Annotated in this window: 15 protein-coding genes and 1 pseudogene; 5 read left to right on the forward strand and 11 right to left on the reverse strand. The window is 73.2% G+C overall.

Annotation, left to right across the window (positions count from 1 at the left end):
* Positions 1-3 precede the first annotated feature (3 nt).
* From recA to ACWGJ2_RS16220, 3 genes are all read right to left on the reverse strand, one after another.
* Positions 4-1,143 (reverse strand): recombinase RecA, encoded by a 1,140-nt coding sequence (gene recA, locus ACWGJ2_RS16210; RefSeq protein WP_453346735.1) that lies wholly within the window; start codon positions 1,141-1,143, stop codon positions 4-6.
* A 334-nt stretch (positions 1,144-1,477) separates the two neighbouring features.
* On the reverse strand, positions 1,478-2,557 hold the full coding sequence (locus ACWGJ2_RS16215; RefSeq protein ID WP_453346756.1) for an AI-2E family transporter: 1,080 nt from the start codon (positions 2,555-2,557) through the stop codon (positions 1,478-1,480).
* 334 nt (positions 2,558-2,891) lie between these two features.
* Positions 2,892-3,086 (reverse strand): DUF3046 domain-containing protein, encoded by a 195-nt coding sequence (locus ACWGJ2_RS16220; RefSeq protein WP_453346736.1) that lies wholly within the window; start codon positions 3,084-3,086, stop codon positions 2,892-2,894.
* Between the two features lie 77 nt (positions 3,087-3,163).
* On the opposite strand from ACWGJ2_RS16220, the gene ACWGJ2_RS16225 reads away from it, so the two are divergent.
* Positions 3,164-4,075, forward strand: a complete 912-nt coding sequence (locus tag ACWGJ2_RS16225) for a hypothetical protein (RefSeq protein ID WP_453346737.1) — start codon at positions 3,164-3,166, stop codon at positions 4,073-4,075.
* Between the two features lie 145 nt (positions 4,076-4,220).
* Here the strand turns inward: ACWGJ2_RS16225 and ACWGJ2_RS16230 are convergent, their stop codons facing one another.
* Complete coding sequence (locus ACWGJ2_RS16230) at positions 4,221-5,645, reverse strand: PucR family transcriptional regulator (protein ID WP_453346757.1); 1,425 nt, start codon at positions 5,643-5,645, stop codon at positions 4,221-4,223.
* Positions 5,646-5,879: 234 nt separating this feature from the next.
* Here ACWGJ2_RS16230 and ACWGJ2_RS16235 point away from each other — a divergent pair, with 234 nt between their 5' ends.
* Positions 5,880-7,325 carry an alkyl sulfatase dimerization domain-containing protein gene (locus ACWGJ2_RS16235; RefSeq protein ID WP_453346738.1) on the forward strand — a complete coding sequence of 482 codons (1,446 nt, stop codon included), beginning with the start codon at positions 5,880-5,882 and terminating at the stop codon, positions 7,323-7,325.
* A 243-nt stretch (positions 7,326-7,568) separates the two neighbouring features.
* On the opposite strand, the pseudogene ACWGJ2_RS16240 reads toward ACWGJ2_RS16235, so the two are convergent.
* Positions 7,569-7,886 (reverse strand): annotated as a pseudogene (locus ACWGJ2_RS16240) (AraC family ligand binding domain-containing protein); the annotation flags it as partial.
* 57 nt (positions 7,887-7,943) lie between these two features.
* Between ACWGJ2_RS16240 and ACWGJ2_RS16245 the strand changes: the two are divergent.
* From ACWGJ2_RS16245 to ACWGJ2_RS16255, 3 genes are all read left to right on the forward strand, one after another.
* Positions 7,944-12,833 carry an Lhr family ATP-dependent helicase gene (locus ACWGJ2_RS16245; protein ID WP_453346739.1) on the forward strand — a complete coding sequence of 1,630 codons (4,890 nt, stop codon included), beginning with the start codon at positions 7,944-7,946 and terminating at the stop codon, positions 12,831-12,833.
* A 108-nt stretch (positions 12,834-12,941) separates the two neighbouring features.
* Entirely contained in the window at positions 12,942-13,862 is a 921-nt protein-coding gene (locus tag ACWGJ2_RS16250; protein ID WP_453346740.1) for an Fpg/Nei family DNA glycosylase, read from the forward strand.
* Between the two features lie 91 nt (positions 13,863-13,953).
* Positions 13,954-14,730, forward strand: coding sequence for an SDR family NAD(P)-dependent oxidoreductase (locus ACWGJ2_RS16255; protein WP_453346741.1), 777 nt, complete (start codon positions 13,954-13,956; stop codon positions 14,728-14,730).
* Between the two features lie 779 nt (positions 14,731-15,509).
* Here the strand turns inward: ACWGJ2_RS16255 and ACWGJ2_RS16260 are convergent.
* From ACWGJ2_RS16260 to ACWGJ2_RS16285, 6 genes are all read right to left on the reverse strand, one after another.
* A complete protein-coding gene (locus ACWGJ2_RS16260) occupies positions 15,510-15,887 on the reverse strand; it encodes a helix-turn-helix domain-containing protein (RefSeq protein ID WP_453346742.1) in 378 nt (125 codons plus the stop codon).
* A gap of 142 nt (positions 15,888-16,029) precedes the next feature.
* Positions 16,030-16,596, reverse strand: coding sequence for a CinA family protein (locus ACWGJ2_RS16265; protein WP_453346758.1), 567 nt, complete (start codon positions 16,594-16,596; stop codon positions 16,030-16,032).
* Between the two features lie 14 nt (positions 16,597-16,610).
* The gene (gene pgsA / locus ACWGJ2_RS16270; protein ID WP_453346743.1) at positions 16,611-17,393 is read right to left on the reverse strand and encodes a CDP-diacylglycerol--glycerol-3-phosphate 3-phosphatidyltransferase; all 783 of its coding nucleotides are present in this window, start codon (positions 17,391-17,393) and stop codon (positions 16,611-16,613) included.
* Positions 17,390-18,955, reverse strand: a complete 1,566-nt coding sequence (rimO, locus tag ACWGJ2_RS16275; protein ID WP_453346744.1) for a 30S ribosomal protein S12 methylthiotransferase RimO — start codon at positions 18,953-18,955, stop codon at positions 17,390-17,392. The genes pgsA and rimO overlap by 4 nt, the downstream gene beginning before the upstream one ends.
* Positions 18,956-19,046: 91 nt before the next feature.
* Positions 19,047-19,862 (reverse strand): helix-turn-helix domain-containing protein, encoded by an 816-nt coding sequence (locus ACWGJ2_RS16280; protein WP_453346745.1) that lies wholly within the window; start codon positions 19,860-19,862, stop codon positions 19,047-19,049.
* Between the two features lie 189 nt (positions 19,863-20,051).
* Positions 20,052-22,814, reverse strand: coding sequence for a DNA translocase FtsK (locus ACWGJ2_RS16285; RefSeq protein WP_453346746.1), 2,763 nt, complete (start codon positions 22,812-22,814; stop codon positions 20,052-20,054).
* Positions 22,815-23,034 lie beyond the last annotated feature (220 nt).

Raw genomic sequence — 23,034 nt, forward strand, 5'->3', positions numbered from 1 at the left:
GGATCAGCTCTTGGCTGCGGAGGACTTGGCCGCCTTGGCCTTGGAGGCCGGGGCGGGCACGGTCTTGGCCGCTTCCGCAGTGCCCGGGGCCCCCTCAGCGCCCGCACCGGCGGCGTCCGCGCCGGGCTCGGCCGCGGGCTCCTCCGGCCGCACGCCGATGCCGAGCTTTTCCTTGATCTTCTTCTCGATCTCGTTGGCGAGGTCGGGATTGTCCCGGAGGAAGTTCCGGGCGTTCTCCTTGCCCTGGCCGAGCTGATCGCCCTCGTACGTGTACCAGGCGCCGGACTTGCGGATGAAGCCGTGATCGACGCCCATGTCGATCAGGCCGCCCTCGCGGCTGATGCCCTGGCCGTAGAGGATGTCGAACTCGGCCTGCTTGAAGGGCGGCGCGACCTTGTTCTTGACGACCTTGACGCGGGTGCGGTTGCCCACGGCCTCGGTGCTGTCCTTGAGGGTCTCGATGCGGCGGATGTCGAGCCGCACCGAGGCGTAGAACTTCAGGGCGCGGCCACCGGTCGTGGTCTCCGGCGAGCCGAACATCACGCCGACCTTCTCGCGGAGCTGGTTGATGAAGATCGCGGTGGTCTTGGAGTGACTGAGCGCACCGGTGATCTTGCGCAGGGCCTGGCTCATGAGCCGGGCCTGGAGGCCGACGTGCGAGTCGCCCATCTCGCCCTCGATCTCCGCGCGCGGGACGAGCGCGGCGACCGAGTCCACGACGATCAGATCGAGCGCGCCTGACCTGATCAGCATGTCCACGATTTCCAGCGCCTGCTCGCCGTTGTCCGGCTGGGAGAGGATCAGGCCGTCGGTATCGACGCCGAGCTTCTTGGCGTACTCGGGGTCGAGGGCGTGCTCGGCGTCCACGAACGCCACCGTGCCGCCCGCCTTCTGGGCGTTGGCCACCGCGTGGAGGGTCAGAGTCGTCTTGCCGGAGGACTCCGGGCCGTACACCTCGACGACCCGGCCGCGCGGCAGGCCGCCGACGCCGAGGGCCACGTCAAGGGCGGTGGATCCGGTCGGGATGACTTCGATGGGCTCGTTCGGCCGCTCGCCCATGCGCATCACGGCGCCCTTGCCGAACTGCCGTTCAATCTGCGCGAGGGCGGTTTCAAGCGCCTTCTCGCGGTCGGTTTCTGCCATGGGTGCCACCCGGTTTGCTTGAGTCGATCGCTTCACGTTCAGAGACGCTAGCGGCTGCCACTGACAATCGGCCCGGACCCGCCCCCGTCCGGAGCGTCCGGAGTGGGGGAACTCGCCGAGGACACCTATAAGAATCCATGTTCGATATTTGAGTCAAGCCACTCCCTGAGCCTGTGGATAACTCACGAAACCGCAGTTCAGAGCGGTCCTCTTCGTTGCTCGGAGCAGCTCAGGAGGCTTCTTCGCGACTTCGGGAACCTGCCTCCGAGCCCTCGGAAATCCTCGGAAAACGGTCTTCGCGCCGCCGGACACCCGGTTCAGGATCGGAGACGGATCAGGTGCGGCGGCGCCGGATCCGGTGCCGCCGCACCTCGTGGGCCCGCGGGTCGGTCACGTCGTACCGCTTCACGTAAGCGCCCAGGAACCCCTGGAGGGTCGCCGTCGCCGGGATGGCGATCAGCGCGCCGATCACTCCCATCAGCGCGGTGCCCGCGATCACCGAGCCGAAGGCGACGGCCGGGTGGATGTCCACGGTCCTGGCGGTGATCCTCGGTTGCAGCAGGTAGTTCTCGAACTGCTGGTACACCACGACGAAGGCCAGCACCCACACCGCCGTCCACGGGTTGACGGTGAACCCGAGCAGCATCGGCAGGGCTCCGGCGATGTAGGTGCCCACGGTCGGGACGAACTGGGAGACCACGCCGACCCAGATGCCCAGCGCGGGCGCGTACGGCACGTCGAGCAGTTCGAGGAAGAGGTAGTGCGCGACGCCCGAGACCACCGCCATGAGGGCGCGCGAGTAGATGTAGCCGCCGGTCTTGGCGACGGCGATCTCCCAGGCCCGCAGCACCTCTGCCTGCCGCGCGGGCGGCAGCACGGAGCACAGTGCGCGCCGCAGCCTGGGCCCGTCGGCGGCGAAGTAGAAGGCGAACAGGAAGACCGTCAGCAGTTGGAAGACAGCTCCGAGGACGGTGGCGGACAGGCCCCACACATTCTCGGCGTTGTCCTGGAGGTAGCCGCGCAGCCAGTCGGAGTGCAGGACGTTGTCCTGGAGCTTGCCGACGTTCAGGTCCGCGTGGAAGGTCTGGTTGATCCAGACGACCACGTCGTCCACGTACGAGGGGAGGTCGTCGATGATCCGGGTGATCTGGTCGGCGAACACCGAGCCGAGCGCGCCGAAGAATCCGACGGTCAGCGCGAGCAGCAGCAGGAAGACGACGCCCGTGGCGAGTCCGCGGCGCATTCCGCGCGCCACGAGCCGGTTCACGGCGGGTTCCATGGCCAGCGCCAGGAAGAAGGCGATCAGGACGTTCAGCAGCAGTCCGACGAGCTGGTGGAAGGCCCAGCTCGCGAGCTGGTAGCAGCCCACGAGGGCCAGGGCGAGCACGAAGGCGCGGGGCAGCCAGCGCGGCATGCCGCTGTGGCCGGGCTCCCGCCGGCCGCCGTCCGCGTGCGGTCCCGTGTCCCGGCCCGCGCCCTCACCGCAGCCGTCACCCGAGCCACGCGCCGCGTCACCGTCACCCGCGCAACGCGTCGCGCCGTCGCGGGTCGCGCCGTCGGCCCCTCCACGGGGCGCACCGCCACCGGTCCCTTCGTCGGCCATGGTCCCCCCGCCGGTCCCCTCGCCGCCGGTCTCCGCGCGGCCCTTCCGCTGCCCTTCCGGGCCGCCCGGCGCGTTCCGGGCCTCGTCTTCTGGCGCTCCCACGGTGCAAAGTCTCGCTCACGGGGTCAGGCGCCCGCCGCGCGACTCACCTCTTGTCGGCCGGAACGTCCATGGCGGCGCACACGGCCCGCCAGACGTCCTTCGCCTCCCACCCGGCGTCGAGTGCCTCGCGGACAGTACGCCCGCCCAGCTCGGCCATCACGTGGTCCCGTGCGAAGGAGTCGGCGTAGGAACCACCGAAGTGGTCGGCCATCCGCTCCCAGAAGTCCGTCAACCGCATGCCTCCAGTATCCCGCCCACAGGGGGCCTCCCGTCCGGTCCCGTGACCGGGCAGCCGCTTGCGCCTACGGTCGGACGATGGTCCCCACCTCAGCGACGCCCCTCTCCCGGGCCGAACACTTCGTCTGGCTGACCGCGCGCGTGCTGGAGCAGCGGCGGTTCGAGCACCACTTCCTGGGCGGCGACGCCGACACCGTCGAGACGGCGCTCGACGCGTACCGCAATTCCGACGGCGGTTACGGGCACGCGCTGGAGCCCGATCTGCGCGGCCCAGTCAGCCAGCCGCTGCACACGGCCACGGCGCTGCGGGTGCTGGACGGGATCGGGCGCTGCGGAGGGCAGCGGGTGGAGCGCGTCTGCCGCTATCTGACCGGTGTCTCCACGCGTGAGGGCGCGCTGCCCGCGCTGCATCCCTCGCTGCGCGGCTATCCCGCAGCCCCCTGGATCCCCGTCGTGGACGATCCCCCCAGCGATCTGCTCGCCACGGGGCCCGTCGTCGGGACGCTGCACCGCAACGACGTGTGGCACGCCTGGCTGTTCCGGGCGACCGACTTCTGCTGGGCCACTGTCGAGGGGTTGGAGACGACGCACCCGTACGAGGTGCACGCGGCCGTCGCCTTCCTGGACGGCGTCCCCGACCGGCCGCGCGCGGAGGCGGCGGCCGAGCGGCTGGGGCGGCTCGTACGGGAGCAGCGGCTGGCGGTGACGGATCCGGAGCGCGAGGCGGAGTTCCCCGTCGCGGAGGGCTACGCGCCCGGCGAGTACCACTACGTCACCGACTTCGCTCGTGAGCCCGGCTCCCTGGCGCGGCGCTGGTTCACGGACGAGGAGATGGCGCGCGGTCTCGACGCCCTCGAGGCGCGCCAGTGCGAGGACGGCGGCTGGCCGGTGAACTGGCGGCTGTGGGCGCCGGGTACGGAGCTGGAGAGCCGTCCCCGGCTGACGATCGAGGCGCTGCTGACGCTGCGTGCCTACGGGCGCGCGATCTAGACGGACGGTCCGCATCCGGTTCCGGGGCCGGCCCCTGGGACCAGGTCCGGCTTCCGGTTCCGGGGCCGGGCCAAGGTCCGGGTCCAGGCAGCCCAGGCCCAGGTCCGAGGCCCGGTCCGCGGCAGGGGCCCTGCTACGGCGGCTCCTACGGCTGCTCCGGCGCGCCCGCCTCACCCCGCAGCAGCAGTGCGGCGAGGGCGAGGGCGGTGCCCCGGGGTGCGGAGAGGTCGAGGCCGGTCAGCTCGGTGATCCTGGCGAGCCGGTTGTCGACGGTGTTCGGGTGGACGCCCAGCAGCCTGGCCGTGTCGCGGCGCCGTTGGGACTGTTCCAGATGGACGCGGAGGGTCCCGGTCAGCTCCGGGCTGCCGCCGAGCGGGTCGAGCAGCGCGGCGATGGCGCCGCTGCTCGCGTCGCGGCGCGACAGATGGAACTCCAGCAGCACGTCCTCCAGCCGGTGCAGCCCAGGAGGCAGCCCGGCGGCGCGTGCCACCCGCACCACCTCGGCCGCCGTACGGGCGGCCTCCGGCACCTCGCCCGGCGTCCGCGCGGAGACGGCCGCGGCGCGCACCGGGCCGCCGCTCGCCCGGCGCAGCCGGTCCATGAGGCCGGGCGGCGGTTCGGGACTGCCCGGCACCACCGCCTTGCCGACGCCGCCGTCGTGCTCGCCGTCGAGGAGCGCGGCGACCTCCGTGCCGAAGGCGTGGTCGAGCACCGTCTGGACGCGGCGCAGCACGCGGCGGCGTGCCACGGGCGAGTCCTGTCCCGGCGACGCGGGGACGGCCAGGGCGAGCACCAGACAGGCGCCGCCAGGCTCCAGTCCGAGTTCGGCCAGTCGTCCACTGCGCCCGTCACGCCCGCTGTGAGTGTTGCCGACGTTTCCTTCCGTTTCCCGTGCGGCTCTCTCTTCCGCTTCCTCCTCCGGGTGGTTCGCCGCGCTGCCCGGCGTCCCCGTCCCCCGTGGGCGCGGTGGCGCGGCGCCCGTGCCCGCTCCCAGGGAGCCGTCGAGCAGGGCGCGGACCAGGGAGCGGCGGTGTTCGCGGCGCTCGGCGTCCAGGGCCGCGCGTTCGTCCATGTACGCCTGGGCGACGGCTCCGATGGTGCTCTCGTGCGTGCGGAGCAGGAGGTCGGCGAGTTCCGTGAGCGCGGCGTCCTCCCCGGGGCGGGCTGATTCGCGCAGTGCCTGCCAGAGCACGTGGACGCCCATGGAGTGCGAGCGCAGCAGCAGATGGAGCGGAACTCCCTCCTCCGCGCGCTGGGCGGCGCGTTCGCGGAAGAGGCCGTTGTCGCCGTGCCGGGCGTCCGGGTCGCGGACGCGGCGCATGAACAGGCGCATCCCGTATCGGGCCGTCGCGGCGATCTCCAGGTCCTTCATGTCGCCGGGGATGGCCGCGTACCCGGGAATCCGCTCGAAGGCGTCACGTGCCATGCGGCGGGCCAGTTCGTTGACGCGGGGCTCGCAGCGCAGTGCCAGTTCCCGTGCCGCGTCGGACAGTCCCGCGATGCCCCCGCCTGTGCCGCGCTCGTCCTCGCCCGCCGCACCGCTGCCCCCGGCGTTCCCGCGTTCGGCCATGGCACGCGCCTCCTTCTCGACGGACTCTGTCGTTCGTCCCCTGGTGCGGCTCTCCGACGCCGACAAGACTGCCGCCTTGTGATGCGTCACATTACGCACGGCTCCCTCGTGTGACGAGAGCGGATGTCGGTGCTCCGGGTGTCCGGCCGAGACTCGGGAAACACCTGGTGATCGCGGCACAGGCCCGGCACAGGTCCAGCACACGCCCATGGAACGCAGAAGGAGCCGCCCGGTATGACGCAGCACAAGGAGAACGACGACGGGTATCTCGACTACGCGGAGCGGGTCTGGCAGGGCGAGGAGACCCTGCTGCCGCACCTGACGGGGACGTACACGCGCCCCGAGCTGGTCCGGATCGGCGAACGCGCAGGATTCTTCCCCGCGTTCGCCAACGTGGCGGTCTTCGACTCGGGCGACGGCCTGGTGCTCGTCGACTCCGGAGACTTCCGTACGGCGAAGACACTGCACGCGGCCGTACGGGACTACTCGGACGCGCCCGTCCGCACCGTCGTCTACACGCACGGCCACGTCGACCACGTCTTCGGTGTCGCGCCCTTCGACCAGGAGGCCACGGAAGCGGGAGTTCCGCTGCCCGAGGTCATCGGGCACGAGGCGGTGTCCGAGCGCTTCGACCGCTACGTCAGCACGGCCGGTTACAACTCCTGGATCAACCGCCGCCAGTTCGGCGTGCCCTCGCTGAACTGGCCGACCAGCTACCGCTACCCCGACACCACCTACCGCGACCGGCTCACCGTGCGGCACGGCGACCTGACCTTCGAGCTGGTCCACGCGCGCGGCGAGACGGACGACGCCACGTACGTGTGGATACCCGAACTGCGCGTCCTGTGTACCGGGGACCTGTTCATCTGGAACAGCCCCAACGCCGGCAACCCGCAGAAGGTGCAGCGCTACCCCGAGGAGTGGGCACGGGCGCTGCGGGCGATGCGGGAGCTGGGCGCGGAGGTGCTGCTTCCTGGCCACGGCGTGCCGATCACCGGCGCCGACCGGGTCAGCCAGGCGCTCGGCGACAGCGCTGCGCTCCTGGAGACCCTGTGCGAGCAGACCCGCACCCTCATGAACGAGGGCAAGCGGCTCGACGAGATCGTGCACACGGTCAAGGTGCCGCGCGAGCTGCTGGAACGCCCGTACCTCCACCCGGCGTACGACGAGCCGGAGTTCGTGGTCCGCAACCTGTGGCGGCTGTGGGGCGGCTGGTACGACCAGAACCCCGCCCATCTCAAGCCCGCCCCCGAGCGCGACCTCGCCGCCGAGCTGGCGGCGGCGGCAGGCGGCGCGGGCAGGCTCGCCGAGCGCGCCACGGGGCTCCTGGAGCGCGGGGAACTGCGGCTGGCCGCGCACCTGGCGGAGACGGCGGCCCAGGCGGCCCCCGAGGACCGGGAGGTCGCACGGGTGCGGTCCGAGGTGTACGCGCGGCGTGCGGAGGCCGAGACGTCCACCATGGCGCGCGGCGTCTTCCACTGGGCGTCGGCAGAGGCAGCGGCGGTCGCCGAGGGCACGGACACCGCGACGGAGCTGACACGCAGCGCGGAGGGGGCGCGGCGCGCGGCGGGCGTCATCGGCGTCGGCGAGGTGTCCGGGTCCGCGGCGGACAAGGCGGGTACCGAAGGCGCCGGGGAGGGCGCCGGGGGCGGGGGCCGCTCCCCGGGACACGGCGCGTGACCCCGGGGCGTCGCGGGGCCGGGGGCACCCGGAACGGTCCGGGGCGCCCGTCCCGCAACCGGTGCCGGTACGGGTAGGGGCCCGTACCGGCACGGACACCGCTACGGGGGCGGCGACATCCTCGATCAGTGCGCGGGGCCCGGGCAGAGCGTGGGCGCAGGCCCATCCCTCGGGCGCTCCGGCCCCCCGCGCGGTGTGCGGCACCTCCGGGTTGATCATGATGACGCTGCCGACGCCCGCCCGGACCGCTCCTCCCGGCGGCCCGGCCTCCTCGACGCCGCGCGTGACCGCGCCGAAGACGTAGCCGTCGTGGGTGTGGCGGGGGAAAGTGTGCGCGACGTAGCGGGCGCGCAGCAGATCGAGTCCGGGCAGCCTCGTGTACCGCCAGTGCCGCGCCCACTCCCCGCCGCCCCGCGCGCCGGACGCGCCCGAGCCGGTACCGGTGCCCGTACCGGCTCCCGCGACCGGACCCACGTCCGCACTCGCATCCGCATCCGTGTGCGCGTCAGCGTCCGCGTCCCCCGTTCGGCCCTTCCGGCCGCCGTCCCCCGGCCCGGTCACGGGCCCGTTCTGCGCCGTGCGAGGGCGTTGTCAGTGGCGGGGTGCACGATGGGGGACATGGACGGGATCTCGGCACTCGACGCCTTCTCCCCCGCGACCAGGGCATGGTTCACGGGGGCCTTCAGCGCGCCCACCGCCGCGCAGGCGGGCGCGTGGAAGGCGCTCGCCGAGGAGTCGGACGCGCTCGTCGTCGCGCCCACTGGATCCGGCAAGACGCTGGCCGCCTTCCTCGCCTCCCTCGACCAGCTCGCGTCCACGCCTCCGCCCGCCGACCCGGTCAAGCGCTGCCGGGTCCTGTACGTCTCGCCCCTCAAGGCCCTCGCCGTGGACGTCGAGCGGAACCTGCGCAGCCCGATGACGGGCATCCGCCAGGAATCCGTGCGGCTCGGGCTGCCCGAGCCCGACATCCGGGTCGGGATCCGCTCCGGCGACACCCCGCCCGCCGAGCGCCGCTCTCTCGCCCGGCGCCCGCCGGACATCCTCATCACCACACCCGAGTCGCTGTTCCTGATGCTCACCTCCGCGACGCGGGACGCGCTCTCCGGCGTCGAGACGGTGATCCTGGACGAGGTGCACGCCGTCGCGGGCACGAAGCGCGGCGCCCATCTGGCGCTCTCCCTGGAGCGGCTGGACGAGCTGCTGGAGCGCCCGGCCCGGCGCATCGGCCTGTCCGCGACCGTGCGCCCGGTCGACGAGGTCGCGCGCTTCCTCTCCCCGCGCCGCAGCGCGACGATCGTGCAGCCGCCCTCGGGCAAGGAGTTCGAGCTGTCGGTGGTCGTCCCCGTCGAGGACATGGGGGAGCTGGGCGCCTCGCCCGCACAGGACGCCGGGAGCGACGGCCCCGGGGGCGGCGCGAAGCCGTCCATCTGGCCCTCCGTCGAGGAGCGCATCGCCGATCTCGTCCAGGCACACCGCTCCACGATCGTGTTCGCCAACTCCCGCCGCCTCGCCGAGCGCCTGTGCAACCGGCTGAACGAGATCGCGTACGAACGGGAGACCGGCGAGCCCCTTCCCGAACACCACTCCCCCGCCGAGGTGATGGCCGAGGCGGGCGCGGCGAAGGGCGCACCGGCGCTCCTGGCCCGCGCGCACCACGGGTCGGTGTCCAAGGAGCAGCGCGCCCAGGTGGAGGAGGACCTGAAGGCGGGCCGCCTCCCCGCCGTGGTCGCCACCTCCAGCCTGGAGCTGGGGATCGACATGGGCGCGGTGGATCTGGTGATCCAGGTCGAGTCGCCGCCCTCGGTCGCCTCCGGGCTCCAGCGGGTCGGCCGCGCGGGGCACCAGGTGGGGGCGGTGTCGGCCGGTGTCGTCTTCCCCAAGTACCGGGGGGATCTCGTCCAGTCCGCCGTCGTCACCGAGCGGATGCGCGAGGGCGCCATCGAGGCGCTGCGCGTCCCCGCCAACCCGCTGGACGTGCTGGCGCAGCAGCTCGTCGCCATGACCGCCGTCGACACCTGGGACGTCGGGGAACTGCTCGCCGTCGTGCGCAGGGCCGCCCCCTTCGCCTCGCTCCCGGAGTCGGCGTACCACTCGGTGCTGGACATGCTCGCCGGGCGCTATCCGTCCGACGCGTTCGCCGAGCTGCGGCCCCGCGTCGTGTGGGACCGGGTCGCGCAGACGGTCAGTGCCCGCCCCGGGGCGCAGCGGCTCGCGGTCACCTCGGGCGGCACCATCCCGGACCGCGGCCTGTTCGGGGTGTTCCTGGCCGGAGCCGATCCGAAGAAGGGCGGCGGCCGGGTCGGGGAGCTGGACGAGGAGATGGTCTACGAGTCGCGGGTCGGCGATGTCTTCACCCTGGGCACCACCTCCTGGCGGATCGAGGACATCACCCGGGACCGCGTCCTGGTCTCGCCCGCCCCGGGGGTGCCGGGGCGGCTGCCGTTCTGGAAGGGGGACCAGCTCGGCCGCCCGCTGGAACTGGGCCGCGCGCTGGGCGCCTTCCTCCGCGAGATCGGCTCCCTCACCCCCGAGGAGGCACACGCCCGCCTCACCTCCGCCGGGCTGGACGAACTGGCCGTCTCCAACCTGCTCGCGTATCTCAAGGAGCAGCGCGAGGCGGCGGGCCATGTCCCGGACGACCGCACCATCGTCGTCGAACGCTTCCGTGACGAGCTGGGCGATTGGCGCGTCGTCGTCCACTCACCCTTCGGCGCCCAGGTGCACGCCCCCTGGGCGCTGGCGCTCGGCGCCCGCCTCACCGAGCGGTACGGCATGGACGCCCAGGTGATGCACGCCGACGACGGGCTGGTGCTGCGCCTGCCCGACGCCGATCTGCTGGGCCTCGATCTGCTGGACGAGGTCGCCGCCACCGGCCCCGGTGGCGCGAGCGGCAACGCGGGCGGAGGCGCGGGCTCCGGCGGGGGCGCCTACGACGCGGAGCAGGCGCCCGTCGGCGTCTCGGACGTCCTGTTCGACAAGGGCGAGGTCCAGCAGATCGTCACCGACCAGGTGGGCGGCTCGGCCCTGTTCGCCGCCCGTTTCCGCGAGTGCGCGGCCCGCGCGCTGCTCCTCCCCCGCCGCAACCCGGGCAAGCGCACCCCGCTGTGGCAGCAGCGCCAGCGCGCGTCGCAGCTCCTCCAGGTGGCGAGCGAGTTCGGCTCGTTCCCGATCGTTCTGGAGGCCGTGCGCGAGTGCCTCCAGGACGTCTTCGACGTGCCGGGTCTCGTCGAGCTGATGGGCGACATCGAGGCCCGCCGCGTCCGCATGGTCGAGGTCACCACACCCGAGCCCTCCCCCTTCGCGCGCTCCCTCCTCTTCGGCTATGTGGCGCAGTATCTGTACGAGGGGGACTCGCCCCTGGCCGAGCGCCGCGCCGCCGCGCTCTCCCTCGACTCCCGGCTGCTGGCCGAACTGCTGGGCCAGGCCGAGCTGCGCGAACTGCTGGACGCCGACGTCCTGTCCGAGCTGGAACGCGAACTCCAGTGGCGGACGGAGGACCGCCGCGTCAAGGACGCCGAAGGAGTCGCCGATCTGCTGCGGCTGCTGGGCCCCCTCACCGACGGCGAACTGGCCGAGCGCGGCGCCGAGCACGCCTGGCCCCGCGAACTGGAGTCGGCCCGGCGCGCCATCCGGGTGCGCGTCGCCGGGCACGAGCACTGGGCGGCCGTCGAGGACGCGGGACGCCTGCGGGACGCGCTGGGGGTGGCGCTGCCGGTCGGGGTGCCGGAGGCGTTCACCGAGCCCGTCGCCGACCCGCTGGGCGATCTGCTGTCACGGTACGCGCGTACGCACGGCCCGTTCGTCTCCGCCGACGCGGCGGCACGCTTCGGCCTGGGCACCGCCGTCGCCGACGGCGCCCTGCACCGGCTCGCCGCCGACGGCCGTCTCGTCCAGGGCGAGTTCCACCCCGCCGGCGCCGGGCAGGAGTGGTGCGATCCCGCGGTGCTGCGTCGGCTGCGGCGCCGTTCCCTCGCGGCGCTCCGCGAGGAGCTGGAACCGGTGCCGCCCGCCGCGCTGGCCGCGTTCCTCCCGCAGTGGCAGCACGTGGGCACCCGCAGTCTGCGCGGCATCGACGGGCTGCTGCGCACCGTCGAGCAGTTGCAGGGCGCGCCCGTGCCCGCCTCGGCACTGGAGAAGCTGGTGCTGCCCGGCCGCGTCCACGACTACACCCCGGCCATGCTCGACGAACTGACCGCCTCCGGAGAGGTCGTGTGGGTGGGCGGGGGCGCCCTCCCCGGCAAGGACGGATGGGTCTCCCTCCACCTCGCGGACACGGCACCGCTGCTCCTGCCGCCCCCGCTGCCCGTCGAACTGACGCCGCTGCACCAGTCGGCGCTGGATGTCCTCGCTCCCGGCTACGGCCTGTTCTTCCGCCAGATCGCCGACGAGGTCCGCGCCACCACCCACCCCGAGGCCACCGACCCGCAGCTCGCCGACGTGCTGTGGGACCTGGCCTGGTCGGGCCGCCTCACCAACGACACGCTGTCCCCCCTGCGCTCCCTCCTGGGCTCGGGGCGTACCGCGGGCGCCACAGCGCACCGCGCCAAGAGAACGGTGCCCCGCGGACGTTACGGCTCGCTGACCGCCGCCACGGCTCGCGCGGGCACCAACCGGCCGACGGCCTCGCGGGGCGGACCGCCGACGGTCGCCGGGCGCTGGTCCCTGCTCCCAGCGCTGGAGCAGGAGCCCACCCACCGCGCCCACGCCCTGGCCCGTACCCTGCTGGACCGGCACGGCGTGGTGACGCGCGGGGCCGTCGCCGCCGAGGGGGTGGAGGGCGGCTTCTCGGCCGCGTACCGGGTGCTGGCGGTCTTCGAGGAGAGCGGGCAGGCGCGCAGGGGCTATGTGGTGGAGGGGCTGGGAGCGGCCCAGTTCGCGATGGACGGCGCCGTCGACCGCCTCCGCGCGGTGAGCACGGCCCGCGAGCGCGAGCCGCAGCTCCGTGCGGCCGTCCTGGCCGCCGCCGATCCGGCCAACGCGTACGGCGCGGCCCTCCCCTGGCCGGAGCCGCCCTCCTCCGGAGGAGGCGGCGCACGCGCGGCGGGCGCGGCACACAAGCCGGGGCGCAAGGCGGGAGCCGTCGTCGTCCTCGTCGACGGCGAACTGGCCCTCTACATGGAGCGGGGCGGCAAGACCCTCCTCGCCTGGCCGGGCACCAGCGCGGAGGCGGCGGCGGACGCGTCGGCCGAGGCCGGGGTCGGCGGCGGGGTCGGCGCCGCGTTCGCCTTCGCCGGGGCGCCGGGTCCGGGGGCACCGGGCGGCCCGCCCGGGACCGGCACCACGACCGCCGTCGGCCGCGCGGCAGACGGCGCCGCCCCGGACGAGGCCACGCCACGCCTGCGCGCCGCCGCCGAGGCGCTGGCGCGCTCGGCGCGCGAGGGCGCCCTGGGCACGGTCACGGTCGAGCGGATCAACGGCTCCCCGGCCCTCACCTCACCCTTCGGCGGTCTCCTGGAGGCCGCGGGCTTCCTCGCGACCCCGCGCGGGCTGCGGCTGCGAGCGGGGTGAGCGGAGTGAGCGCCAAGTCGAGCACGGAGGTGCGCACCGGCACAGGCAACGGCACCGCCCCGGCGCCGACGACGCGCCCCGGCCCCGCGCTCCTGCGAGGATGACCGCATGCCCGAAGGAGACACCGTCTGGCACACCGCGCACCGGCTCCACGAGGCGCTCGCGGGCCGCGTCCTGACCCGCACCGACTTCCGCGTCCCCCGCCTCGCGACCGCCGACCTCACCGGGCGCGAGGTCCTGGAGGTGGCCCCGCGCGGCAAGCACCTGCTGACCCGCGTCACGGGCGGCCTGACGCTCCACTCCCACCTCGGCATGGACGGCTCCTGGCGGATCGCCCCCACCGGACGCGGCCCCCGCGGCGGACCGGCCCACCAGATCAGGGCCGTCCTCACCACCGAGGACAACACCGCCACCGGCTACCGCCTCCCTCTCCTCGAACTGCTGCGCACCGCCGAGGAGTCGCACGCCGTCGGCCATCTGGGCCCCGATCTGCTCGGACCCGACTGGGACGCGGAAGAGGCCGTGCGCCGCCTCCGCTCCGCACCGGAACGCCCCCTCGCCGAGGCCCTGCTCGACCAGCGCAACCTCGCCGGGATCGGCAATGTCTACGCCGCCGAGCTGTGCTTCCTCGCCCGCGTCTCGCCCTGGACACCCGTCGGCAGCCTCTCCGGCACGCTGCTGCCCCGCCTCCTCGCCGCAGCGCACACCCTGCTGGAGGCCAACAAGGACACCTACGACCGGCGCACCACCAAGACCGGGCTGCGTACACCCAGGGGCGGTGCGCGCGGGGGCCCGTACGACCGGGACCGCGCGCTGTGGGTCTACGGGCGCGAGCACCGCCCCTGCCATCGGTGCGGCACCACGATCCGCACCGGTACGTACGGCCCGCCCGACCGGCCCCGCACCGTCTGGTACTGCCCCCACTGCCAGCCGGGCCCCCTCCCCGGCCTCGGCCCCGCCCCCGCACCCGGCCACAGCACCGGAACCGGCACCGACGCCGGGACCCGCGCCCCCACCGAACCCGACTGAGCCCGATGAACCCGCCCCGCTCCCGCCCCGCACGGGCGGACCCCGCACGACAATTGACGCCCCGTCAGATCGCTGCGTACCGTCGTACGCCATGAGCCTCCCGGCGTACGACCTCACAGGCCGCACCGCGCTCGTCACCGGAGCGGCGAGCGGCATCGGCCGCGCCACAGCACTGCTGCTCGCCGAAGCGGGCGCCACGGTCCACTGCGCCGACCGCGACGAGAAGGGCGCCCACGCCACGGCCGCCGCCGTCACGGCCGGGGGCGGCGCCGCGCACGCGCACACCGTCGACGTCACCGACCGCGCCGCCGTCGACGCGGCGGTCGCCACGGCCGTACGTACCGGTGGCCGCCTCGACATCGCCGCCGCCGTCGCGGGCGTGATGCACAGCAGCCCCGTGCTGGAGACGGACGAGGCGGACCTCGACCGGGTGCTCGACATCAACTTCAAGGGCGTGCTCCGCACCTGCCAGGCGGCGGCCCGCAGCATGATCGAGACCGGTACGCGCGGCAGCATCGTCACGATGGCCTCCGGCGCCGTGGACACCGGCGGCCCCGGGCTGCTCTGCTACGGCGCGGCGAAGGCCGCCGTCGTCCAGTTGACCAAAACCCTGGCCACCGAGGTCGGCCGCCACGGCATCCGCGTCAACGCCGTCGCCCCCGGCTGGATCCGCACCCCCATGACCGAGCGCAACGACGACGCGGCGCAGCGCAGGACCGAGGAGGTCATGACGCGGATGTCGCCCCTGGGGCGGGTCGGCGAACCCGAGGACGTGGCCCACACCGTGCTCCACCTCGCCTCGGACGCCGCCGCCTTCACGACCGGCCAGATCCTCCGCCCGAACGGCGGCGTGGCGATGCCCTGGTAGACCGGACACGTCCAGTGGCCCTGACACCTCTGGCCGACCTGACCGGCCTGACGGCGCCGACGGCCCTGGCAACCCCGGCGGCCCTGGCGGTCACGGCGCCGAGCCCTTCGCCCGGCCCCGCGTCGGCCCCCGCCCGGGACCCGGCATCCCTGCGGCCTCCCCGCGCCTCGCCCCCGTACGGCCCCGCGCCCGGCCTCATGGCGGACCCCGGTCCAGGTCCAGCATCCGGCGCAGCACCCGACCCCGCAGCAGTCCCAGCCTCCGTCGCGAACCCCGTCCCCACACCCTCGCCCCCGCCCACATCCGCACCCCGCACCGGGCCGCGCGGGACGCCCGCCCCCGTACGGCTCCCCGGCGCACGCGTCACGCTCACCGGCAGCAGGCTCAGCCCCCATCCCCCCGCCGTCACGGATGCCTCCAGCGGGCCGCCCTCCCCCACCGCCAGCCGCCATATGGCGCACAGCCAGCCCACGGCGAAGACTGCACTCAGAACGCAGCGGGCCACCAGCAGCGGGCCCACGTTCATCTCGGCCATGTCCGTCACCTCCCGCCTCGCGGGCCGGGCGCTCCCCCGCCCCACCGTCCATCGTCCCGCACCCCACGCACACGCGCGACCACACAGCGGAAGCGCACAGGAGACCCGTCAAGAGCAAGCGGACAGCAAAAAGCCCCGCTGGAACCTTCCAGCAGGGCCCCTCACCTCATACGTTTCGCACGCCTGTGAAGAAGCGGCCGGTCACGGGGACCGTGGTCACGCCCGGCGGGGCGGATCACAGATCTCAGGCCGCGACCACGTCCACGGCTTCCGCCGGTGCCTTGATCGTGACACGCTCCTCCGGCACACCTGTGACGGAGGTCACCGTCACCGGATTGAGCACCGGTCGCATCGGCGGCACCGAGTCGCTCGCGGCAGACTCGGCCAGCTCCGCGAGCGCCAGCTCGTCGCTGACCTCCCGCATGAGCTCGGACATCCGTACGTCGAGTGCGTCGCAGATCGAGGACAGCAACTCGGACGAGGCTTCCTTCTGACCGCGCTCGACCTCGGAGAGGTAGCCGAGCGACACACGGGCGGACGAAGAGACTTCGCGCAGGGTACGGCCCTGGCGCTGGCGCTGCCGACGCAGCACGTCACCCAGCAGGCGACGGAGCAGAATCATCGGTGCTCCTCCCTCTCAACGCGCGGCGTCTTCCACAGCCTGATTCCGACTGGCCCGTTGGGCCAGGATCCTTCCCTGGATCCTTCACGCTCCACCGTACCGCCTCGGGCTGTGCCCGTGCGGGGAGCGATGTCGTGTTCACTCAGGGCTGCAAACATCCATTCCCCCCTGGTTGTTCCGTATCCTGTGCCCGCGCATTCTCCGTGAGTTCCCCGAAGAGCAGCGCGAGCACCTTGTCGACGGATTCCGCGCGGATGGCCGAACGGTCCCCCGCCAGCGCCAGACGCACGGCACGCGCGCCTCCGCCGGGCCCCGCGACGGCCACGAAAACAGTTCCTACCGGCTGGCCGTCCTGCGGCTCGGGGCCCGCCACGCCGGTTGTGGAGACGCCCCAGTCGGCGCCCAGCGTCTTGCGCACGCCCCCCGCCATCTGCCTGGCCACCTCGGCGTCGACCGCGCCCCGCTCCGTCAGCAGGGCCGCGTCCACACCGAGGACGTCGCGTTTGAGCGGGGTGGCATACGCCGTGACGGAGCCGCGGAAGACCCGCGAGGCGCCCGGCACCGCCGTGATCCGCGCGGCCACCAGGCCACCGGTGAGCGACTCCGCGACGGCCAGTGTCTCCCCGCGCCGCGCCAGCTCCTCCAGCAGCCGCGCGGCCACGGACTCCGCGCCGGATTCCGCACCGGCCCCGGTCTCCGCGCCGCGCACGTCCTCAGCCCCGGTCACGGCTGCTCCGCTCCCGGCGCCCGCTCGCCCCCGGACCCGGACCCGATCCCCGACCCGGCGTCGGCCCCCGTACCCGTACCGGCACCCGCGCCCTCACCCGTACCGGCACCCGCACCCGCGCCCTCGTCCGCCATCCGCGCGGCGACCCGCTCCCGCGCGCGCCCCACGCGCCGCAGCACGAGCGCCTGGCGTACGTAGTCGAGCCCGGTCACGACGGTCAGCAGCACGGCCAGGGCCATGACCCACCAGCGCAGCGTCGCCAGGGGCCCGGTCAGCGCCAACACGTACATGCCCACCGCGACCCCCTGCGCCAGGGTCTTCAGCTTGCCGCCCCTGCTGGCGGGGATCACGCCGTGCCGGATCACCCAGAACCGCATCAGCGTGATGCCCAGCTCGCGGAAGAGGATGACACCGGTCACCCACCACGGCAGATCGGACAGCGCCGAGAGGCAGACCAGCGCCGCGCCCATGATCGCCTTGTCGGCTATGGGGTCGGCGATCTTCCCGAAGTCGGTGACGAGGTTGTAGCGGCGCGCCAGCTCACCGTCGAAGAGATCGGTGATCATGGCGACGGTGAACGCGGCCCACGCGAACGAGCGCCACACCGGGTCGTGCCCGCCGCCGTAGAGCATCAGCGCCACGAAGCCGGGCACCAGCAGCAGCCGCACCATCGTGAGGATGTTGGCGATGTTCCAGAGACTGACCTGCCGCACTGCCACGGCAGCCTTCGGCTTGGCCATCGCACCGCCTCCGGCCGCGGAGGCAGGCACCCCGCTCATCTGCCCGCCTCCTCGTTGAACCCTTCGGCCCCCTCGCCGAGCGGCTCGGCGATCAAGTCCACCCCCTCGGTCGCGACCACCTTCGCTTCGACCATACGTCCGACCACCAGTCCCTGTCCCCGTGAGGCCGCACCCGCACCAACACCAGCACCTTCGCCCTCGGAGGCGGCCAGCAGGATCTGCCCGTCGGTCTCCGGGGCCTGGTGCGCACCGCGGCCAACGGGCCCGTCGTCGCCGTCGACCGACTCGACCAGCACCCGGACCGTCTCGCCCAGCCGCTCCTCGGCGCGCTGCGCGGTCAGCTCCTCGGCCAGCCGGGACACGCGCTCCAGGCGCTCGGCGACGACCTCCGGGTCGTTCTTCTCGCCGTAGCCGGCGGCCTCGGTGCCCTCCTCGTCGGAATAGCCGAACACGCCGATGGCGTCCAGCCCGGCGGAGCCGAGGAAGCGCTCCAGCTCGGCCACGTCCGCCTCGGTCTCGCCGGGGAAGCCCACGATGAAGTTGGACCTGACGCCCGCCTGCGGGGCCTTGCCCCGGATCGTGGTGAGCAGTTCGAGGAAGCGCTCGGTGTCGCCGAAGCGCCGCATCGCGCGCAGCACCCCGGGCGCCGAGTGCTGGAAGGAGAGGTCGAAGTAGGGCGCGACCTTGTCCGTGCCCGTGAGCACGTCGATCAGTCCGGGACGCATCTCGGCGGGCTGGAGGTAGCTGACCCGGACGCGCTCGATGCCGTCGACGGCGGCCAGCTCGGGCAGCAGCGTCTCCAGCAGCCGGATGTCGCCGAGGTCCTTGCCGTAGGAGGTGTTGTTCTCGGAGACGAGCATGACCTCCTTGACGCCCTGCTCGGCCAGCCAGCGCGTCTCCCCCAGCACGTCCGAAGGGCGGCGCGAGATGAAGGAGCCGCGGAAGGAGGGGATGGCGCAGAACGAGCAGCGGCGGTCGCAGCCCGAGGCGAGCTTCACGGAGGCCACCGGGCTGGTTCCGAGCCGCCGCCGCAGGGGCGCCCTGGGCCCGGAGGCGGGGGCCAGCCCGTCCGGCAGGTCGGCGGGCGGCACATCCGGGACCTCGGGAACCTCGGGCACCTCGGCGAGGGTCTGCGCGTGGCCCGGCAGCGCGACGGCTCCGGCCGACTGCCGCTCGGCCGGGCTGACCGGCAGCAGCTTGCGCCGGTCCCGGGGCACGTGGGGTGTGTGGACGCCGCCGCTCAGGATGGTCTGGAGACGGTCGGAGATGTCCGAGTAGTCGTCGAAGCCGAGCACGCCGTCGGCCTCGGGCAGGGCTGTGGCCAGCTCCTTGCCGTAACGCTCGGCCATGCAGCCCACGGCGACCACGGCCTGGGTTCTTCCGTGATCCTTGAGATCGTTGGCTTCGAGCAGGGCGTCGACGGAGTCCTTCTTGGCGGCCTCGACGAAGCCACAGGTGTTGACGACGGCGACATCGGCGTCGGCGGCCTCCTCCACGAGGTCCCAGCCATCCGCCGCCAGGCGGCCTGCGAGCTCCTCCGAGTCGACCTCGTTACGGGCGCAGCCGAGAGTGACAAGTGCGACGGTACGGCGTTCGGGCATGGACTCAGCGTACTTTGTCCCGGCAGGGCGCCCTGTCGCCAGGGCTGCCGCCCGAACCGCCGTGGCTGCCGCCCGCGCTGTCGCCGGGGGCTCAGCCCGCTTCCGGATCGCCCCGCGTGTAGCTGACGCGCTGGACCTGGCCGACCTCGCCGACGTCCTTGACCTCCTTGCCGTTGACCCACAGCTTGACCCCGCCCGCGTTGCCGAGCACCAGGTCGAGCCGCTTGTCGTCGGTCAGGGTCTTGGACTCGCCCTGCTTCAGGACGCCCTCGTGGATCAGGCGCCCGTTGTGGTCCTTGGCGGAGACCCAGCTGCTCTTCTCGGCGGTCATGCGCACCGTCACCTTGTCGGCCGGGGCCGCGGCGATGGCGCTGTCGGAGGGCTTGGGGTCGGGGTCGGGCGGCGGGGTGGTGCTCCCGTCCGACTCCTTCCCGTTCTCTGCGGGCTTCTCGCTGGGGGTGTCCTCGGCGACGGGCTTGCCCGAATCGCCGCCCTCGTCGCCGCCGCTGAACGCCGTGAAGCCGACGAAGCCGACCACCGCGACGATGGCGGCCACCATGGCGGCCGTCCAGTTCGGGCGGCGCGGCTCGGGCCTGATGCGTTCCGCTTCGAAGAGCGTCGCAGGGGCCGTGGGTTTGGGGCGCCCGCCGTGCTCGGAGTCGAACTGCTCCACGAGTGCGTCGCCGTCGAGTCCGACGGCGCGAGCGAGGGTGCGGATGTGCCCGCGGGCGTAGACATCGCCGCCGCACCGGGAGAAGTCGTCCTCCTCGATCGCCTGCACTATGGGCACGCGCACGCGGGTGGACGTACTGACCTCGTCCACGGTCAGCCGTGCGTCGATTCGGGCCTGTTGGAGGGCTCGACCGACCGATGGCCGGTCCTCTTCCGGGGAGTTGCCGATGGACACGGGGGCGCCTTTCGAGCGTGTAGCCACCTGCTGGAGGTTCAGTCTAGGGCCGTTGCAAAAGGGTGGGGCAAGCGGGCGGACCGAGTTTGTCCGCCATCAGGATTGCCATACCGCCTGACGGTGTCACTTCCGGCCGCTTCTTTCCTCAACTTGACGTATCGACTGAGGAAACGGTTGCCTCGCTGACCCTTACGGGTGAGTCTCCCCCCGGATCACCGCGAGCACGCCCTCCAATTCATCGGGCTTGACCAGCACGTCCCGCGCCTTGGAGCCCTCGCTGGGCCCGACCACGCCACGTGACTCCATCAGGTCCATGAGCCGTCCCGCCTTGGCGAAACCCACCCGCAGCTTGCGCTGGAGCATCGAGGTCGAACCGAACTGGGTGGAGACCACCAGCTCCGCCGCCTGGCACAGCAGGTCCAGATCGTCGCCGATCTCCTCGTCGATCTCCTTCTTCTGCCCCTGCCCGACGGTGACGTCCTCGCGGAAGACGGGCGTCATCTGCGCCTTGCAGTGCTCGACGACCCCGCTGACCTCGTCCTCCGTGACGTAGGCGCCCTGCATACGGGTGGGCTTGCTCGCGCCCATCGGGAGGTAGAGCCCGTCGCCCTTGCCGATGAGCTTCTCGGCGCCCGGCTGGTCGAGGATGACGCGGCTGTCGGCCAGCGAGGAGGTGGAGAAGGCCAGGCGGGAGGGGACGTTCGCCTTGATCAGGCCGGTGACGACGTCCACCGAGGGGCGCTGGGTGGCCAGCACCAGGTGGATGCCCGCGGCGCGGGCCAGCTGGGTGATGCGGACGATCGCGTCCTCCACGTCCCGCGGCGCCACCATCATCAGGTCGGCCAGCTCGTCCACGATGACCAGCAGATACGGGTACGGGGACAGCTCGCGTTCGCTGCCCTCGGGCGCCTTGGCCTTGCCGCTGCGCACGGCGGCGTTGAAGTCGTCGATGTGGCGGTAGCCGAACGCGGCCAGGTCGTCGTAGCGCAGGTCCATCTCTCGCACGACCCACTGGAGGGCCTCGGCGGCCTTCTTGGGGTTGGTGATGATGGGCGTGATCAGGTGCGGGATGCCCTCGTAAGCGGTCAGCTCCACGCGCTTGGGGTCCACCAGCACCATCCGCACGTCCTCCGGGGTGGCGCGGGCCATGACGGAGGTGATGAGGCAGTTGATGCACGACGACTTGCCGGAGCCGGTGGCGCCCGCGACCAGGATGTGCGGCATCTTCGCGAGATTGGCCGAGACGTACCCCCCTTCGACGTCCTTGCCGAGCCCGACGAGCAGCGGGTGATCGTCACCCGCCGACTCGGCCGACCGCAGGATGTCCCCCAGGTTGACCATCTCGCGGTCGCTGTTGGGGATCTCGATGCCGACTGCGGACTTGCCGGGGATCGGGTTGATGATCCGCACATCGGGGCTGGCCACGGCGTACGCGATGTTCTTGGCGAGCGCGGTGATCTTCTCGACCTTGACGCCGGGGCCCAGCTCGATCTCGTAGCGCGTGACGGTCGGGCCCCGGGTGAAGCCCGTGACGGCCGCGTCCACCTTGAACTCGGTGAAGACGGTGGACAGCGACGCGACGACCTCGTCGTTGGCGGCGCTGCGCGTGCGTCCGGGGCCGCCGCGCTCCAGCAGGTCGAGGGAGGGCAGCGCGTACGTGATGTCGCCGCGCAACTGGAGCTGCTCGGCGCGCGGGGGCAGGCTCTCGGGGTCCGGCGGCGCGGCGGCCTTCGTCAGATCGGGTACGGGCGTGCGCTCGGTCGGCTCCTCCTCACCGCGCGCCCCGGGCACCCTGCCCCCGCCGCTGGAGGCTCCGCTTCCGGTAGCGTCCGGCTCCCCGTCCCGCGCGGCTCTCCTGCGCTCGGCCGACACCCCGCTGGTGAGGTCGGCGACGAGCGGGGAGGGCTGCACGCCGTGCAGCACGGCGCCGTCCAGGGCCGCCGCGGCGGCGGTGGCGACGTCCACGGCGTCCGAGGAGCCGGAGGCGGGCAGCGGGTCCTGGCCCGGCGCACCGGACGCGCGCCTGCTCCTGCCGCCCTTGCGGGCCGCGCGACGGCTGTCCAGCGCCTCCTTCTCCGCGAGCGCGGGGTCGAGGTGGTCCTTGCGCATGCTGTGCCGCTGTCCGCCACGGGAGCCGGTTTCGGCGCCGTCCTCGGCGTCGTCGTACGCGGCGGCCGTCTCGTCAGGGCCCGGCGTCACCACGCCGAGCCGCACGCCCAGGGCACGCAGCCGCCGCGGAATGGCGTTGACGGGCGTGGCGGTGACGACCAGCAGCCCGAAGACGGTGACGAGGACGAGCAGGGGCACCGCGAGCACGTCGCCGACCGTGAAGACCAGCGGCCGGGAGGCGGCCCAGCCGATCAGGCCGCCCGCGTCCTGTATGGCGCCGATTCCCTCGCCCCTGCCGGGCGCGCCGCAGCCCAGGTGGACGAGCCCGAGAACGCCGATGACGAGCGCAGAGAGCCCGATGACGATACGTCCGTTGGCCTCCGGCTTCTCCGGGTGCCGGATCAGCCGTACGGAGATCACGCCGAGCAGTATGGGCACGACGAGGTCGAGCCGTCCGAAGGCGCCGGTGATGAGCATCTCGACGAGGTCGCCGACCGGTCCCTGGAGGTTGGACCAGGTGCCGGCGGCGATGATCAGGCCGAGGCCGAGAAGGAGCAGCGCCAGCCCGTCCTTGCGGTGCGCCGGGTCGAGGCCCTTGGTGCTGCGTCCTATCCCGCGGAACAGGGCGCCGACGCCGTGCGCGGTGCCGAGCCAGACGCCGCGCACCAGGCGCAGCACGCCCGAGGTGGGCGAGGGCGCCGGCTTAGCGGGCGCCTTGGCTCCCGGCTTCTTGGCCGGTGCTTTCTTGGCGGTGGCCTTCTTCGCCGGGGCCTTTTTCGCGGCAGCCTTCTTCGCGGGTGCTTTCTTGGCTGCCTTTCCGGTTCCGGACGTACGTGAGGCCATGGTGGTGAGGTTACCGCCGACGGACGGCTGAGGCACGGATGCCTGGAGGCACAGCAGTGCGAAGGGGGCCGGTGGGCGCCTCTGGTGACGTGGCGTCAACGCGCGTGGACGCCACCGTGGGCCGCGAGGGCCGGACGCCGCGGTGAACCGAGGGCTCCGTGGGCCGGGCCCCTCGCCGCGCCCCCCTCGCGGGAGACACGCCGAGGGGCCCGGCACCGGC

The sequence above is a fragment of the Streptomyces sp. NPDC054796 genome, from assembly GCF_053611545.1.